The sequence below is a fragment of the Secundilactobacillus odoratitofui DSM 19909 = JCM 15043 genome, from assembly GCF_001434895.1.
Classification (GTDB): Bacteria; Bacillota; Bacilli; order Lactobacillales; family Lactobacillaceae; genus Secundilactobacillus; species Secundilactobacillus odoratitofui.
In genome coordinates this window covers 378322-394373 of record NZ_AZEE01000028.1, presented here as the reverse complement: position 1 = coordinate 394373, position 16052 = coordinate 378322, and the positions used below count along the sequence as shown (strand labels likewise).

16 protein-coding genes and 1 other RNA gene are annotated in these 16052 nt (G+C 44.4%); 2 read left to right on the top strand and 15 right to left on the bottom strand.

What is annotated here, in order from left to right; translation table 11 throughout:
• Nucleotides 1–11: 11 nt before the first annotated feature.
• The 7 genes from FD04_RS06840 to FD04_RS06810 all read right to left on the bottom strand — a co-directional run bounded on the left by FD04_RS06840 (nt 12) and on the right by FD04_RS06810 (nt 8099).
• The gene (locus FD04_RS06840; protein ID WP_054702172.1) at nt 12–2546 is read right to left on the bottom strand and encodes a carbamoyl phosphate synthase preATP-grasp domain-containing protein; all 2535 of its coding nucleotides are present in this window, start codon (nt 2544–2546) and stop codon (nt 12–14) included.
• Nucleotides 2547–2550: 4 nt separating this feature from the next.
• Entirely contained in the window at nt 2551–3621 is a 1071-nt protein-coding gene (locus FD04_RS06835; RefSeq protein ID WP_056947859.1) for a carbamoyl phosphate synthase small subunit, read from the bottom strand.
• Between the two features lie 42 nt (nt 3622–3663).
• Entirely contained in the window at nt 3664–4200 is a 537-nt protein-coding gene (pyrR, locus tag FD04_RS06830) for a bifunctional pyr operon transcriptional regulator/uracil phosphoribosyltransferase PyrR (protein WP_056947857.1), read from the bottom strand.
• Between the two features lie 95 nt (nt 4201–4295).
• On the bottom strand, nt 4296–5243 hold the full coding sequence (locus tag FD04_RS06825; protein ID WP_056947855.1) for an RluA family pseudouridine synthase: 948 nt from the start codon (nt 5241–5243) through the stop codon (nt 4296–4298).
• Complete coding sequence (lspA, locus tag FD04_RS06820) at nt 5236–5691, bottom strand: signal peptidase II (RefSeq protein ID WP_054702229.1); 456 nt, start codon at nt 5689–5691, stop codon at nt 5236–5238. The genes FD04_RS06825 and lspA overlap by 8 nt, the downstream gene beginning before the upstream one ends.
• 278 nt (nt 5692–5969) lie before the next feature.
• The gene (locus FD04_RS06815; RefSeq protein WP_056947853.1) at nt 5970–7628 is read right to left on the bottom strand and encodes a formate--tetrahydrofolate ligase; all 1659 of its coding nucleotides are present in this window, start codon (nt 7626–7628) and stop codon (nt 5970–5972) included.
• 15 nt (nt 7629–7643) lie between these two features.
• Nucleotides 7644–8099, bottom strand: a complete 456-nt coding sequence (locus tag FD04_RS06810) for an EbsA family protein (protein WP_235805663.1) — start codon at nt 8097–8099, stop codon at nt 7644–7646.
• Here FD04_RS06810 and FD04_RS06805 point away from each other — a divergent pair.
• Nucleotides 8071–8466, top strand: a complete 396-nt coding sequence (locus FD04_RS06805; RefSeq protein WP_054702175.1) for a ribonuclease HI family protein — start codon at nt 8071–8073, stop codon at nt 8464–8466. The genes FD04_RS06810 and FD04_RS06805 overlap by 29 nt on opposite strands.
• Here the strand turns inward: FD04_RS06805 and FD04_RS06800 are convergent.
• Nucleotides 8463–9575, bottom strand: a complete 1113-nt coding sequence (locus FD04_RS06800; protein ID WP_056947850.1) for an NAD(P)/FAD-dependent oxidoreductase — start codon at nt 9573–9575, stop codon at nt 8463–8465. The two genes, FD04_RS06805 and FD04_RS06800, sit on opposite strands and share 4 nt — an antisense overlap.
• A gap of 176 nt (nt 9576–9751) precedes the next feature.
• Nucleotides 9752–10354 carry a nitroreductase family protein gene (locus tag FD04_RS06795; protein WP_054702178.1) on the bottom strand — a complete coding sequence of 201 codons (603 nt, stop codon included), beginning with the start codon at nt 10352–10354 and terminating at the stop codon, nt 9752–9754.
• 173 nt (nt 10355–10527) lie between these two features.
• Here FD04_RS06795 and FD04_RS06790 point away from each other — a divergent pair, with 173 nt between their 5' ends.
• On the top strand, nt 10528–11196 hold the full coding sequence (locus tag FD04_RS06790) for a CPBP family intramembrane glutamic endopeptidase (RefSeq protein ID WP_056947849.1): 669 nt from the start codon (nt 10528–10530) through the stop codon (nt 11194–11196).
• Here the strand turns inward: FD04_RS06790 and FD04_RS06785 are convergent.
• The 6 genes from FD04_RS06785 to FD04_RS06765 form a co-directional block, all read right to left on the bottom strand.
• Nucleotides 11170–11652: an 8-oxo-dGTP diphosphatase gene (locus FD04_RS06785; RefSeq protein ID WP_056947847.1), complete on the bottom strand. Its 483-nt coding sequence runs from the start codon at nt 11650–11652 to the stop codon at nt 11170–11172. The two genes, FD04_RS06790 and FD04_RS06785, sit on opposite strands and share 27 nt — an antisense overlap.
• Before the next feature lie 56 nt (nt 11653–11708).
• Entirely contained in the window at nt 11709–13022 is a 1314-nt protein-coding gene (locus FD04_RS06780; protein ID WP_054702184.1) for an ammonium transporter, read from the bottom strand.
• Between the two features lie 300 nt (nt 13023–13322).
• The gene (locus FD04_RS06775) at nt 13323–14447 is read right to left on the bottom strand and encodes a THUMP domain-containing class I SAM-dependent RNA methyltransferase (RefSeq protein WP_056947846.1); all 1125 of its coding nucleotides are present in this window, start codon (nt 14445–14447) and stop codon (nt 13323–13325) included.
• Between the two features lie 117 nt (nt 14448–14564).
• Nucleotides 14565–14942, bottom strand: an RNA gene (gene rnpB, locus FD04_RS12340) — RNase P RNA component class B.
• Nucleotides 14943–14963: 21 nt separating this feature from the next.
• Nucleotides 14964–15311: a cell division regulator GpsB gene (gpsB, locus tag FD04_RS06770; protein WP_054702187.1), complete on the bottom strand. Its 348-nt coding sequence runs from the start codon at nt 15309–15311 to the stop codon at nt 14964–14966.
• Nucleotides 15312–15364: 53 nt separating this feature from the next.
• Nucleotides 15365–15937, bottom strand: a complete 573-nt coding sequence (locus tag FD04_RS06765) for an SLOG family protein (RefSeq protein ID WP_054702189.1) — start codon at nt 15935–15937, stop codon at nt 15365–15367.
• Between the last annotated feature and the right edge of the window lie 115 nt (nt 15938–16052).

The window sequence follows — 16052 nt, the reverse complement described above, 5'->3', positions numbered from 1 at the left end:
ATTGTGTCATTTTATTTGTTATCTGGTTCATCGATCAGTTCTGGTAAGCTTTCAAAACTGATACGAGCCCCTACTTCTTGAGTTGTTAGCCCAAGTTGATCAGGAAGTTGTAATTGTTTGAATGGAAAAGTACCACGAACCTGGGAACGACGCGTTGAATGAATGTCTACGGGCAAGGTTGCAATCAAATCTTCGCGAATTTCGCCGAGTGCCTGACGAACCAGCATCCGAACCCAGTTAATGCCAGTCACTTTGTTTAAATAGGCGATGGTGGTTAACCGGGTTGGCCGAATTCCCGCAAACTGAAGTTGGTTAGTTGTATCGTTTGTATATAACAATTGAACCATACCAGTTCGTTTGTGTTCTGCAAGATACTCCTTAGCGTGGGCTAATAACCGATTCAGTTGTGTTTCATCGATGGAAGCTGGAGCACGCATTAGCGTAATTTGGTCAAGGGTTGTTGCTAACCCCTGATCAGATTGCAGGTCACTCACGAGGATTGGAACGATGTGTCCGGGCGTAACGAATAAATCTAACCCAATTTCTGCGTGATTCGTTTCGAGGTGTGTTCGTTTTTCTTGATCAGGTGGCAGTACCGAAACTGGGTAGTGCCGATTTCTAAGTTCGCGAGTAAGATAGTGTCGATTACCCGGTACAAAAATCTTCACAGGGTGTTCAATCTCAATCACGTTCATGATATCGCCCAATTGAACGGGATCAATGATTTGTTTGTCAGAGGCAGTTGCACTCAGAGATCCAGCATTGGGATTAGTGTTCATGATAATGGTCTTATAGCCAGATTTTCGCAGTTGTTTGAGCATTTCAGTCGTGAAGTAATCTGCTGAAGCATTAGGACCTAGCTGATTCCCTCCTCGACCAAGGACTAGGACTGATTGATCCGAGATTTGCTCACTCTCGTTTTCAAATTCAAAAGTACTGTAATAACTAGTTGGTGAGTGTAACAACTCACCCGCTGATGGTTCAATCCCCTTGTAGGTCGGTAGAATGTGATTGCTTTGTCCTAGCGCTCTAACGGTGTCGATGTCAGTATGCCAAATTCGAGCAATCATGCCATCGCCAAAACCGTAATAACGACCCTGCTGAAGTGCTGTCACGTCCATTGGTTGCTGGCGGATCTGTTCTTCAATGGTTAAGATGTGATTGAGTTTCACGAAGTAGAACGGATCTATTTTGGTCAGTTCGTTTAATTCATCAACCTGGTACCCGCGGCGCAGTGCTTCAATCAAAACTAAAATGCGACTAGATAACGGATGAATCAGCTGAGAGATGATCTGTGTGTCGCTTAAGTCACTCATTGAAGGCAATTCATCCTGGGGGCTGAATTGAGATGATCGTAACGCTTTTAAAATCGCTTCTTCCATACTTCGACCAACACCAATTGTTGAGCCAACCGATTTCATTACGGTTCCCAGATGTTGATCGGCATTTGGAATGTCTTCGAATGGCCAGATGGGAATCCGGACCACCACGTGATCTAAACTAGGCTCCAAAAGCGCAGTTTGTTTAAAGTGATAGATTTCAGGTAAACGAACATCGGTGATTTTTTGATTCAAATAAAGGTTGGCCGCAACGTACGCAATGGGATAGCCAGTTGCAACCGCAGCCAGTGAAGTGCCCCGATCGTTATACGGCGTTACTTTAGTCACGTAAAACCGATCTTGACTAGCGTGCAGTGCGAAATGGGTATGAACAACTCCGGTAAAGTTAAATTGATTGTTAATCGCAAACGCTGCATCCCGTAACTCTTGGTATTCGGCGTTACTTAAAGTTAACGTTGGTGTTACGACCATGGAGTCACCAGAGTGAATGCCAATTGGGTCGATATTTTCTAAACCAGCCACCAGCACTTGGGTGCCCATGACGTCGCGAATGGATACTAATTCAACTTCTTTGTACCCAACAATGCTCTGTTCAATCACGCACTGTTTGAAGCGCGACCACGCAAAACCGCGCGTGACGGCACTAATTAATTCCGCCTCGTTATCGCAAAGGATTCGGTTCGTGTCAATGCGTGGTGCGATTGGTTTTACAATGACTGGATAACCAATTTGGGCGGCAACGTTGACGGCCTCGTCAAGTGTTCCAACGGTTTCGGTCGCAATCACCGGGGCCCCCGCTTCGCTTAAAATGCGGTTTAACCGGTCTGGATTATTAATATCCATTAACGCATCACTTGGAATCCCCAAAGTTTGAACGCCATTATCAGCCAGAACGCCATTTTCCTGTAGTTCTTGGATCACGCTGATGGCCAATACCCCACCAACCGTTGGTAAAATGGCGTCCGGTTGTTCACGTTCAATAATTCGTTGGACGTTTTCGACCGTTATGGCTTGAATAAACATGTTGGTTGGCTGAACGCTCTCTAACGCAGCTGAAAATGGGTTGTTATCGATGAGCAGCGGCCGAATACCTAGCTTTTTGAAGGCTTGGATTACCTGCAAACATGCGGCATCAAGTTCGGTTTCGTGGCCGACCTCCGTTGGTCCACCGCCAATGATTAAAATCTTTTGAATTGTATTATCCATCTAATCACTCCCGAGTTCCCATGATTTCCATGAATTCGTCAAACAGATCAACGGAATCATTGGGACCAGGCGCGCCATCTGGGAAAAACTGAACCGAAAAGGCCGGATAATCCCGGTGACGCAGCCCTTGGATACTCCCATCGATCAAGTCAACGTAGGTTGTAATCAAACGATCACGGTTGACTGAGTCTGGATTTACAACGAATTCTTGACCTTCCATGGCGTAAATAATTTCGTTGGTAATAATTTTTCGAATTGGATGGTTAGCACCATGATGTGCCAGTTTTAACGGGCTGACTTCCGAACCATTTGCGAGGGCAAAAAGTTCGTGCCCCAAACCAATCGCAAACAGTGGCATGCGTTGTTGGATGGTTTGAATCATCTCAAGAACGCTTTGCGGTAAATCTAACGGTGAACCAGGACCAGTTGATAAAATAACGCCATCGGGGTCAAGGTTAATAATGTCTTGCGCGGTTGCCTGCCAAGGTAAGACAGTCACATTGCAGTCGCGTTTGGAAAGTTGTCGTAAAATACCATGTTTGAGGCCAAAATCAATCACAACCACGTTGTAGCCCTGATTGGGGTTCGGGTACGGTCTGGGTGTTGCAACTTGTGCAACTTGTTGGTTCGTCAAAACCGTGGCGTGCAACTGATCAAACGCATGGTCATCAGCTACATCAACAATGCTACCCTTGATCGTACCAGTTTGTTGTAATTTGCGAATTAAATGACGGGTATCGATGCCACTGATACCCGGGATATTATGTTGTTTAAGAAATTTATCCAATGACAATGAGCGTTGCCGATTTTTCGAGATTGCTGTCACATCCCGGACCACAACGCCCTTGGTTGTGGGTAAAATCGATTCGTAACCATCATGAGCAATACCAATACTACCAACGATTGGTTGTGAAAAGACAATCAGTTGATTATGGTAAATCTGATTCGTGATAATTTCTTGATAACCCAACATACTTGTATTAAAGACAATTTCGCCAGTGGTGGTTGCGCCAGCGCCAAAACCGATTCCTGGATAGGCTGAGCCATCTTCCAATATTAAAAAGCGTTGTGCCATCTTAGGATCCCACCAATCTTTGTTACAAATTTAACGGTTGTTTTACCGATCGATAATTTCAACACTGTCTTGACCATCAATCTCTGAAACGGATACTTTAATGCGTTCGTGTTGAGAACTCGGAATGTTTTTGCCCACAAAATCAGCTCGAATTGGCAGTTCGCGGTGGCCCCGATCAACTAACACAGCTAAATTAATTTGTTGTGGGCGACCTAAGTCCATAATGGCACTCATAGCGGCTCGAATCGTACGGCCAGTGTAGAGCACATCGTCCACCAAAATGACTTTTTTATCAGTAATTGGGAAATCAATTTTTGAAACAGTGACTTTCGGGTCGTTTTCGGTACTATCGTGTTCAATATCGTCTCGATATTTGGTCACGTCTAATTCACCAACTGGCACCGTAGCATTTTCAAGCTGTTTTAAACGGTTAGCAATCCGTTCGGCCAAGTATATCCCCCGGGTTTTGATACCCAAAATTACAAGCCCGTCGATACCTTTATTGTGTTCGATAATTTCATAAGTGATTCGGGTGAGTGCCCGCTGCATTGCCATTGCATCTACAACTACTTTTGCCATGAGTGGCCTCCTAATTGATTTAATTTTGGAAATATTATTATTTTATAAATAAACCAGATACGCTCATTTCAGAATATGCAAGAATGACCGGTTTGTCAATCTTCGTCTGGGGATTGCGTATGGGTTACTTGAAATCCGGGTGTTTGCCGCCTGAGTCGATTGATGACTTTTTTAAAATCATCTGGTAACGGCGCTTCAAAGACGAGTTGCTTACCGCTAACGGGATGTTTGAACCCCAGTTTTTTAGCATGCAAGAATTGTCCCGAACCGGCAATGGTTTTACGTGGCCCATACAGTGGATCACCTGCTAAGGGATGCCCAATGGATTTCATGTGGACTCGAATCTGGTGGGTGCGGCCGGTCTCTAACCAACACGAAATCAACGTGTAATTCAAGTAGCGCTCAAGTACTCGATAATGTGTGACGGCGTGGCGACCATCGGCAACAATGGCTTGGCGTTTACGGTCCTTTGGTGAACGGCCTAGTGGTGCATCAATTACACCGGTATCTTGCTTGATGACGCCATGGACCAACGCAATGTATTCTCGGAGGTTTGTCTTATTTTTGAGTTGCAAGGCTAAGCTCTGGTGGGCGTGATCGTTCTTAGCGACCATGAGTAAACCGGACGTATCTTTGTCAATTCGGTGAACGATGCCTGGACGAAAGGTGCCATTGATCGTTGAAAGTGGTGAATGGTAAAGTAACGCATTCACCAATGTGTGATTCGGGTGTCCTGGTGATGGATGAACCACCATGCCGGCTGGTTTGTTGACGACGATGACGTCATCGTCTTCATAGACAATATCTAGTGGAATATTTTCGGGTTCTAAATCCAATGCAACGGGATCTGGAATCGTCATGACAATTTTATCGCCAGGCAAGACTTGGTACTTGGGCTTAGCCGTTTGTTGATTGACTAAAACTAATTGATTTTCGATGGCCTGTTTGATTTGCGAACGACTCTCATCAGGCATCAACTGGCTTAAAACCTTATCCAGGCGACCAGTTTCAGTTTTGATGGTAAAGGTTAACGTTTCAGGCATGTTTTTCACCTTGATCTTCCAAAAACAACACAATCATGATCCAAATTACGCCAATTGTGAGGCAACTATCGGCAAAGTTAAAAATGGGAAAGTTGATAAAATCGAGTTGGAACATATCGACAACAAAGCCGTTGACCAATCGATCATAAAAGTTGCCTAACGTCCCGGCAATCATGAAAGCAATGCCGAGTTCGTACTGCCAATTATGGCGATAATGAATGAAAAACCAGATCATCACGACCAAAGCTGCTAGCGAGATGATGATAAATAGCCATTGTTGTCCGGCAAGCATACTCCAGGCAGCACCGTCATTGCGAATATAGGTCAGTGACAGTAAACCACTCACCACGGTATGTGTACCGCCTAGTGCGATGGTGGCAACGACGGTATGTTTGATCCACTGATCTAGGATGAATAAAAGAATGATAAATACTGTTGATACTCCAATTAACAAATTACAAACCCCTTTGGTGTGGGCGATACCAGTCAGTAACGGTCCCATTTGTTGACGACTAATTTTGTAGGTTTGAGTTAACAATCTGTGGGTCGAAATACCCTCAGTTAGCCTGACTGATCAACTCGCACTCACGTCGTTTCAATATCAGTCTATTATAGCAAATTTATGCAAGTTAGGCAGGCTAGGGCCACAACCTTTTCATGATTTCGTTGAAAATAAAAACACATTGCCAACCAGTAGCGGTCAGCAATGTGCTTATCATCTGAATTTTAAAATAAACCAGTAATTTTACCATCAGCGGTAATATCCATATCTAAGGCTGCCGGATGTTTTGGTAACCCTGGCATGGTCAAAACATTTCCCGTCATGGCAACGATGAACCCAGCACCAAGTTTTGGCACGAATTCCCGGACATGAATTGTAAAGTCAGTTGGCGCACCTAACAATTTTGCGTTATCCGACAATGAATACTGGGTTTTTGCCATGCAGACGGGTAACTTGTCCCAGCCGTATTTTGCAAACGTCTTAAGTTGACGCTTGGCTTTGGGTTCTAGTTCGACGTCTTTGCCACCATAGATATTTTGCACAATCGCTGTCATTTTGGTCATTAGGTCATCTTCAGGCTGGTAGAGTGGGTTGAACGCCTGCGATTTGGCTGTCGCAGATACGACAGCGTCAGCTAGACTAAGTGCGCCCCCACCACCGTTGGCCCAGACCGTGGTATCGTAAGCGGGCACGTGCAGTGTATCGTGGATAAAGTCTAACAGTTGTTTGATTTCAGCATCGGTATCAGACGTAAAGCGGTTAACTGCAACGATAACGGGTACACCATAGTGTTGCATGCTTTGAACGTGTCGGCTCAAGTTGGCAGATCCCTTGGCTAAGGCGTCGAGGTTTTCAGCTTCCAAATCAGTTTTAGCGACACCACCATTGTATTTTAAGGCCCGGACAGTTGCCACTACCACCACGGCATCTGGCGTTTTGCCCAGCACGGGGGTCTTGATATCCATGAACTTCTCACCACCAAGATCGGCACCAAAGCCGCCTTCTGTGACGACATAATCTGCCAATTTGAGTGCAGTTTGGGTGGCTAGTACTGAGTTACAGCCATGGGCAATATTGGCAAACGGGCCACCATGAATAATGGCAGGCGTGTGTTCCAAGGTTTGAACCAAATTCGGTTTAATGGCGTCTTTGAGTAGTAATGTAATTGCGCCGGCGACCTTTAAATCAGCAACGGTCACAGGTTCCTTATCATAATTGTAACCAATTACAATGCGGTTGATTCGGGCTTTCAAGTCAGCTAGATCCTTACTCAAGCATAAAATCGCCATTAATTCGCTGGCCACTGTGATATCAAACCCGTCTTGTCGAGGAACGCCTGAGGTACGGCCACCTAAACCAATCACAGTTTGACGAAGCGCACGGTCGTTAATGTCCAGCACGCGTTTCCAGATAATTTGGCGCGGATCGATATTGAGTGCGTTGCCCTGCTGAATATGATTATCAATTAGAGCTGACAATGTATCATGAGCCTCAGTGAGGGCGTGCATGTCACCAGTGAAGTGCAGGTTAATATCTTCCATCGGAATCACTTGTGCATATCCGCCACCGGTTGCACCACCCTTCATTCCCATGACGGGTCCTAGAGAAGGCTCACGTAACGCAATCGCCACTTTTTTACCCTGGCGTTTTAAAGCGTCACCTAGACCAACTGTGACCGTCGACTTACCCTCACCAGCTGGTGTGGGGTTGATAGACGTCACTAAAATAAGTTTGGAATTCTTTGTATCACCAGTCACCGGTAATTTAATTTTGGCCTTGTTGTTACCGTATGGCTCAATTTGATCTGGTGTTAGACCTAAAGTTTGTGCAATTTCTGTAATTGGCGCGGTTGTCGCAGCCTGTGAAATTTCAATATCGTTCAATTTGGCCCTCCTAAGTTAACGTTGTGTTTCTTCAATAATGTTATTCAATTCAATGACGGAGTTAACCGGTAGCAAAAACTGATAAATTTTGCCGCCATACACAAAACCCAAGCGGTATTTGGAGACATGCACGTTTTGAACATCCTTTAAATGAATGTCGACCCAACGATGGTTAATGACCCGGCTAACCCGAATGGTATCATTTTCCAGATAAATGTGTCGAAAGTGAACTTGTGCCCAGCTGAAAATTAAAAAGAGTGCTCCTAGTACATACGGAATCCACTGTAAGTTAGTTGGCAATTCTAGCGCCAAAATGAGGCTCAAGAATAGTAGACTGAACGTCCAGCTCCATAAAATGACACTGCTGAGTGGTCCAGGTTGGTATAAAAATTGTCGCTTTTGTTTTATGATGAGAATACCCCATTTCGAAAGGTTGGATAAGATGTTTACTTTGTATACGGATGCAGCCACTGAGACCGATTCGGGTCGAAGTGCCGCCGGTATTTTAATTATTCATGACGGTAAACAACAACAGTTGAAGCAGGTTTTGCCAAATGGTGATAACCATCAAGCGGAATTTGCGGCTGCCTTGGCTGGGTTTAAAGCATTAATGACACTGTTAGGTGACACTGCTTCTCAAACCACGGTGCGATACTTTACCGATTCTAAAATCGTAGCAGATAGTCTGCTAAAGCACTATGCGAAACACTATCAAGCCCAGGTTGATGAATTGCTGGCACTTCATCAACGCTTCGCAATCGTTGTGACACAGTGGGTGCCCGAAAAACAGAACCAGGGTGCCCATCACCTCGCGCAACAAGCCCTTCACATGGGTTAGTGAATATAATGGCTGAGGTTTTTTTCGTAATTTGACCAGTCCGGTGTGCCACCATAGAGTAGTGTTCCGGCTAATAAACGACCAATCAGTGGCCCGGTTGTTAAACCAGAAGCGCCTAAGCCACTGGCAACTAATAAGTGCGGGTGACTGGTTAATCGACCAAAGAATGGTGAGAAGTCCGGCGTGTATGCTCGAGTACCCACTTTGCTTTGAACCAGATGATCTCGGGTCAGCGACTGATCAAAGTGTTGGGCACTCTTCAGTAAGTCATCGGTCGCTTCTTGGGTAATGTTGAGGTCAAATTGACCTTCATCATCATGGGTTGCGCCCACAATTAACTTACCGTGGCCAAACGGAATGAAATCACGTTCGCCTTCTGGCATTAAAACTGGCATATTTTCTTGGGTTGGATAATCTGGCACAATAAGCTCGATTAGCTGGCCTTTTTGAGGACGGACATCCGCAGTCAAGCCAAGTGGTTCAATTAAATCTTTTAGCCAGGCACCGGCAGCTAGAATTACATTATCAAATCGTTGCGTGCCAGCTGACGCTAAAATATTTCCAGTGGCGTCCAGTGTGACGCGTTCTTGTTTAACAGTCAGGTTAACGCGTTGCGCTTGGGTGAGTAATTCTGAAATGAAGGCCTCACCGTCGATCCGAGCACCACCACTGACGAAGATGCCTGGTTGTGGATTGGTTAGCAATGGTAACCGTTTTTGAACTTCTTGAGCGGTTAGTAATTCGACTTCGCCCATGTCGGGTGCCTCATGGCGTCGTGTTTGAGCTAGTTCATAAAGATCTTTTAGGTCCTTTTCATTCGTCCGGGTCACGATGGTACCGGTTTGATGATAGATATCCGTCGATAGATTGGCTTTTCTGGCAAGTGTCATCAGCGTGGTTGCACCGTCTTTAGCTAGCTGATACCATTGCTGGTTGCGTCGTTTTGAGAGCCACGGTGAAATAATCCCTGCGGCCGCCTTAGTGGCTTGGCCTACGCCATCATCGTACAACGTGACGCTAAGTTGATCACCGCCTGGTAACTGACTTAAATAGTAGGCTGCACTTGCACCAACAATACCGCCACCAATAATTGCGATTTTTCTCTTCATCTCATTACCTCTCCTTAAACAAATTGATTTCAATTAATTCTAGCATACTATCACGGTCAGCTGTTGGCCAGTTTTCAAACTGAAATGATGATTTCTTTAAAGGTTTGAAGGACGATTATTGTATGAATATGTAAAAAAGCAGTTGCCATCAAGCGGCAACTGCTTTTAAGTTTAAATTACTTGAGAACTTTAAAACGATCATTGTCGTCCATAAATTCCTTTTCGCCGGCTGGTGCTTCAATCGAACCAAAGTCTAATTGTGCACGTAACTTCCAGCTATCTGGAATGTTGAAGGCATCCTTCACGAGGTCATCGATCAGTGGGTTGTAATGTTGCAGGTTAGCACCAATGCCGTTTTCAGCTAAGCTAGTCCAAACGGCAAATTGTGCGTTACCTTGTGCTTGTTCAGCCCAATCAGCAAAGTTGTCAGCGTACAATGCAAAGTCGTTTTCAAATTGGTGAACGATGTCCATATCAGTGTAGAAGAGCACCGTTCCAAAAGCTGACTTAAAGCCGTTGATCTTTTGAAGGGTCTTTTGGTAAGCTTCTTCAGTTGGTACTTCTGACTTCAAACGCTTGCCAACGATGTCCCAGAGTTGTTCGTGCTTGTCACCGAATAAAATAACGGCACGAGTTGTTTGGTTGTTAAATGGGGTTGGGACCCACTTAATGTTTTCTTTGATTAGTGTAGCTAATTCTTCTTCGCTGGTGGTTACATTGCGGCCTAAAGCGTAGATTGAGCGACGTTGTTTCGCTAAGTTTAAAAGTTCTTCTTTCATGTGTAAAAATCCTCCAGTAAAGTTGTTTTCAATTTGTTTACAAAAAATAGTATATCAGCTTACTTTTTGTTAGTAAAGTAAAAAATGACTTTTTTTTAATTTATTGTCAACTTAACCATCGGATTGGTGCAACGTGCTAAACTAAATAACAGCGAAATGTAAGGAGGAAATTCATGATTCATCAACGTCAGGGCCGTCAACTACTGTATCAATATGGCTACTTCTTTTTATTTTGGTTCATCATCCAAGTGTTTATTAACGTGCCAGTCAACAACTTATCAACTGGCTGGACGCAAGAAATCATCATAGACAGTGTTAAATTAGTGGGCTGGTTGGTGGTTGGGCTCGTGCTCATTCGCCGAACTAAACCAGAGGCGCTCGCGGTGCAGCAACCGTTTAAGGTTAATTGGCGTTTTTCGCCACTTTATATCACGCTTGGGTTAATGTTGGTCTATGTTTTAGGCGTGACCTTGATTCAAAAACAGCAACTACAAATTCAATCAACTTTTACACCGGAAAAATTAGGCCAGGACTTTTTGGTGGTGGGAATTTGCGAAGAAACGCTTTTCCGGGGCTATTTTTTGAATCGAATTCGGCCACTCGTAGACAATCAGCAAATGGCGCTTGTTATCCAAGCCGTGCTATTTGCTTTGATTCACCTGCCCCGTTATCTCACGACCTATCCTGCACTCAGTTTGATGACCATCGTGAGTCAGCTGATTACCGTCGGCTTACTTGGTTACCTATTTGGCTGGTTATTCTTAAAAAGTCGGTCCCTTTGGCCGGGCATTATTGCACACTCAGTCTGGGACCTTCTAATCGTCATGTTCGTTGGCAGTTAACGTTAATGGTCCGTTCATGGTTGATGACGTGGCCGAAATGGCCATTGCTTGGGTGAAAATGGCGAGCATCTCCATAAAACTCTCTGCCGTATTTTCAACGGTTAAGTCAGTAATTGGCAGCCAAGTAAGCTGTCCTTCGTTGCCTTGAATCAAATTCCCACTGAAATGTGACGTCCGGTATAAAAAGCCGATTTTTCGGTAACCTTCAGTTTTATCAAACCATTCCACGGTACCGCAGGCCTCAAGATGACTAATCTTGAGGCCTGTTTCTTCATACACTTCACGAATCATGGCATCGGCCAAAGGCTCATTAACTTCAACGTGACCACCAGGAAAGGTGTGACCGAATTTCCAAGCAACGTCCGTTTTGTCTTCAACGAGGACTTCATTCGTATCGGGGTTGTAAATCATGCACATATTCACAAGTTCAACTGGTTCGGTTCGCTTTAGGCTCATCATTATCACTCCATCATCCGATTTAATACTTACATTATACCGGATGGTGAGTCAGATCAGTGACGCAAATGTGCCGTTTGACCTTTAAACTCAGTTGCGTATAGACTCAGATCACTTTGTGTTCGAGCAACATCTTCACTCAAATCAATGGCGTAATCGGCTTCTTCGCCATGTTCACCCTTGTCTAGGCCCAACTTTTCTTCAACACTGTCGACCCGCATTGGCATGATAAGTTGTAAGCCTTTGATGATCACGATGCCCATGATCGTTACGAAGCAAATGGTTACAACTGTTGCGGCCACTTGAATACCAAATAGATGAAATCCGCCACCGTAGAATAAACCGTTAGTTGATAAACTACTGTTGACTGACCGGGTTGCAAAGAGTCCGGTTGCGATGCTACCAATAATCCCGCTCACACCATGACAGCCAAAAGCATCCAGTGCGTCATCCACACCGATTCGATCTTTCAAAACTGTTACAAAATAATAACTCCCAAAGGTGGCAATCATGCCGATCCAAAATGCACCACTAATGGTGACAAAACCAGCAGCAGGGGTGATGCCAACTAGACCGCAAAGTGTCCCGGTACAAACCCCCACCAACGTTGGCTTGCCTTTTAGAGACATATCTAAGAATAACCAGGTCACCATGGCGGTGGCTGTAGCAACCGTGGTGGTGATGGTTGCTTGAATCGCCACGTTATTGACACCCAGAGCTGAACCGGCGTTAAAACCATACCAGCCAATCCATAAAATGGTTGTTCCCAACAGCACCCACGGTAAGTTGTAGTGAGTATGTGGTATGTCACCAAATTTAATTCGTTTGCCGAGAAAGGCCGACAGGACAAAGGCGGTCACCCCGGCGTTAATATGAACAACTGTCCCACCCGCAAAGTCAACCGTGCCAATTTTGGCGAGTAATCCATTCGGACTCCAGACTAAGTGCACCATCGGATAGTACACTAAAATGGACCAAGCAACTAAAAAGAGCAGTAGAAATTTAAACCGGATTCGACCAACGACTGCACCAACGAAGAGTGCTGGCGTGATAATCGCAAACATCATTTGGAAAAGTGAATACAGGCCAACTGGAATCTTAGTGGCGGTAAGGGCGTTCAGATTAAGGTGGCTCATGAACGGATGAGATAGATTACCGATGACCCCACCGTGATCGCCCACGAATGATAATGAATAGCCAATCACCACCCATAACATGATGGCGACACCGGTCATGACGAAGACCGACAACATTGTGTTGACCACGTTACGTTTAGAAACCAGACCGCCATAGAAGAAAGCTAAACCGGGCGTCATGAATAAGACTAAAATACTTGCAAGCACCATGAAAGAAACGTTAACCAGACTCATTGCATCCACTTCTCTCTTTAATTTATGTTACGAATTCTAACACGTCTTTAAAGTCTGTACTAGCAATATTTATGTGATGTAAGGCGACTTTTTAGATGGTGTTGACTTGTAAACAAGGCCTGGTTTCGGCCGTTTAACTTGAAATAAATTTTGATGATCATCATCTTCATGTTAGGTTTTAGAACATGAAAATGGAACTAGACACATTATTTTGAGTATTTTTGGTAAAAAAACACGCATTTCCATTTAACTGAAATACGTGTCTTAAATCGATCATTAAATTGTTTTTGGTAATACGAATTAACGGTTTGATGCCCAGTACTGGAAATAATCGGTTCTCAATGCCCCGTTATAGAGTTTTCTGCGCTTAGTGGCCTTTTCACCATAAAATGTCTCAAATTGTAGGTCAGCAGTTAAGAAATACTTTGACCAGCTGGTTAAAGGCTTGAAGACTTGTCCCATCTGTTCGTAAAGTTTACGGACGCTCTTTTGATCACCCATTCGTTTCCCGTAAGGTGGGTTCACGATGATGACACCGTCACGCTTATCAGTTGTAAAATCCTTGACGGCAATTTGTTTGAAGTTAATGTCATGCAGTACGCCAGCACCATTTGCATTTAGTTTAGCGATATCGATCATACTCCCGTCAATATCAAAGCCACTAATGTCAAACTCACCGTCGATCTGGTGCGTCTTAGCCTCTGCTTTAAGCGCTTCGGATTGTTTTAAGTTATCAGGATGCCATGCTTCACACGAAAAGTGGCGGTTAATGCCTGGTGCCACGTTGTGAGCCATTAAAGCGGCTTCGATTGGCAAGGTGCCTGAACCACACATGGGGTCAATGAAAGGCATATCAGTGTGCCAGTTAGTGAGTTGTATTAACGCTGCTGCAAAGTTTTCCTTTAGCGGTGCAGCCCCTTTTTCTTGACGATAGCCTCGTTTGAATAAACTGTCGCCCGTTGTATCAAGCGTTAAAGTGGCCACGTCCTTGTTCAATGCAATTTCAAGGGAGAACAAAGCGCCAGTTTCTGGAAAACGTGATTTACGATGGTAAGCTGCTGCCATTTCACTCACGATGGCCTTTTTGGTCACAGCCTGAATATCTGGGACACTAAAGAGCTTGGAGTTTTTTGAGCGCCCATTGACTGGGAATTTGGCATCCATGGGTAACCACTGATCCCAATCCATAGCACTGATGGTGTCGAAAATATCATCAAAGGTGGTGGCTTTAAAGGTTTTTAAAATGATTTTGATTCGATCGGCGGTTCGTAACCACAAATTGGCCTTTAAAATATCCGTCATGTCACCTTCAAATAAGATCCGGCCATTTTCAACCTGAACGTCATAACCTAAATCACGTAATTCTTGACCAGCGAGTGCTTCAAGCCCACTTGCTGTTGCAGCGTATAATTGATATTTAGCCATTGTTTGCCTCTTTCTATTGACTGAAACGGTTTTAAATTAGATGTCGTGAAACGGACACCCCAGTTTAATTGCAAAAAAAAGGTGAGAGTCACCTCTCACCAATCCTGAACTGTAAATTTCTATAAGCCATGTTCCGTACTTACCTAAGTGTCAGGGACAGCTCAGGTAAGCGGTAATCATCTATCTCGAGAGTAAAACTCTCCCCCCACTTTTAGTTCAATTCCAGAAGTGAAGCGCCCCTACCGTAGTTTGGGTTGCCCGCTCGAGGGGTTTACCAACGTTCCACCGCACCCGTTTCCGAATACGTCATCGTCGCTGTGGCACTTTTCAGGGATATTAACGCGTAGCCGAAACCTTAGCGCGTTCTCCCGCCGTAACTTCTTGCGAAGTCCCCCGGCTTATTTTTTCACCGAGCACGAACACTACAAGCATCGCAGCTTGTGCGAGCATGGACTTTCCTCAGCCGACATAAGCCGACCGCGATTACCCGAAATTTACAAGTTACTATCACATTGTTTAAAGACGGTGAGATGCATTCGCACCACTGTCTAATTGAGAACCAAAGACGTGACGTTCTAGATTAGAAAGTCGTTTTAAAATGTCCATGTTGGTCACGTTATTAGCCGGTTGGCTAGGTTGCGCGACGGTTGGACCACCAACGGAAAGTTGTTTCGTTAGTTCATCGACCTTTGCACGTAAACGTTCATTCTCGTCTTGGAGGTGCTGATTCTCCTTCGTAAACGTTTCGTAGTCCTTAATAACATTGTCCAAAAAGCTATCAACATCAGCAGGATCATAGCCCCGCATCTTTTGCCGAAATTCTTTTTGTAAGATGTCTTTAGGATTAAAATTAATGGTTGCCATTTAAATACACCTCATCATTTGTTGAACACCAACATTTAAGATGTTACCAAATTTTAGTTTGAATTGAAACCCCTTTTTGAATTTTCTTCAAATTCATACGAAAATTCCTGCAATTGATCAAAGTCAACAATTGTAACAGCATAATCAGCATGCTGTTCTTGCCACTTCATCAGCGCATCATAATCGTACCGCGATTTGCCTTCGTTGTCTACATCGTATACTAAAATAGCACCATCGGTATGAGATAACATGAATTCTTGGTAATTTCTTAATTGTTGCGGTGAGCTGTAACCGTGATCACTCACACTTGCCGTAAAATCAACCTGGCTGGTTAAGAGACTCAAGTTAGTTCGGTTTTCGTCCTTCCACTGGCTACCAAAGTCGGTAAAAGGTGTCATCATGGCCACTTTGAGTTCCGGATAATCCGCCTTGAGTTTAAGGGCCGTTTGGGCGGCCCACTGTTCAATACCCATTTGACCGCCTGTGATCACCCAGGTCAGCCCCTCTTCTAGTGCTTGTTTAAGGAGCCGTTCTAAGGCGTATGAAATAACTTTAAATTTTGGTTCTTTATCAGACCAAACACCTAATTCAAATGCACGATAACCAGTGATCCATACACGTTGCATGTTTACGTCCCTCCTTTTTGTGGTATCATTTCAACCATGAGTGTTCTGTGAAGATTCCCAGTTTTTATTCGTGTGCCAACTTGGTATAATAACACTAACTGGGTAAACACTTTTT

What these genes read in the sequence shown, in the direction of transcription:
- FD04_RS06805 (WP_054702175.1), top strand. Translation starts at nt 8,071, where the DNA reads ATGTTTACTTTGTATACGGATGCAGCCACTGAGACCGATTCGGGTCGA.
- FD04_RS06775 (WP_056947846.1), bottom strand. Translation starts at nt 14,447, where the DNA reads ATGGCTAAATATCAATTATACGCTGCAACAGCAAGTGGGCTTGAAGCA.
- FD04_RS06785 (WP_056947847.1), bottom strand. Translation starts at nt 11,652, where the DNA reads ATGAGCCTAAAGCGAACCGAACCAGTTGAACTTGTGAATATGTGCATG.
- FD04_RS06835 (WP_056947859.1), bottom strand. Translation starts at nt 3,621, where the DNA reads ATGGCACAACGCTTTTTAATATTGGAAGATGGCTCAGCCTATCCAGGA.
- FD04_RS06780 (WP_054702184.1), bottom strand. Translation starts at nt 13,022, where the DNA reads ATGAGTCTGGTTAACGTTTCTTTCATGGTGCTTGCAAGTATTTTAGTC.
- gpsB (WP_054702187.1), bottom strand. Translation starts at nt 15,311, where the DNA reads ATGGCAACCATTAATTTTAATCCTAAAGACATCTTACAAAAAGAATTT.
- FD04_RS06795 (WP_054702178.1), bottom strand. Translation starts at nt 10,354, where the DNA reads ATGAAAGAAGAACTTTTAAACTTAGCGAAACAACGTCGCTCAATCTAC.
- FD04_RS06765 (WP_054702189.1), bottom strand. Translation starts at nt 15,937, where the DNA reads ATGCAACGTGTATGGATCACTGGTTATCGTGCATTTGAATTAGGTGTT.
- FD04_RS06825 (WP_056947855.1), bottom strand. Translation starts at nt 5,243, where the DNA reads ATGCCTGAAACGTTAACCTTTACCATCAAAACTGAAACTGGTCGCCTG.
- FD04_RS06790 (WP_056947849.1), top strand. Translation starts at nt 10,528, where the DNA reads ATGATTCATCAACGTCAGGGCCGTCAACTACTGTATCAATATGGCTAC.
- FD04_RS06800 (WP_056947850.1), bottom strand. Translation starts at nt 9,575, where the DNA reads ATGAAGAGAAAAATCGCAATTATTGGTGGCGGTATTGTTGGTGCAAGT.
- FD04_RS06840 (WP_054702172.1), bottom strand. Translation starts at nt 2,546, where the DNA reads ATGGATAATACAATTCAAAAGATTTTAATCATTGGCGGTGGACCAACG.
- pyrR (WP_056947857.1), bottom strand. Translation starts at nt 4,200, where the DNA reads ATGGCAAAAGTAGTTGTAGATGCAATGGCAATGCAGCGGGCACTCACC.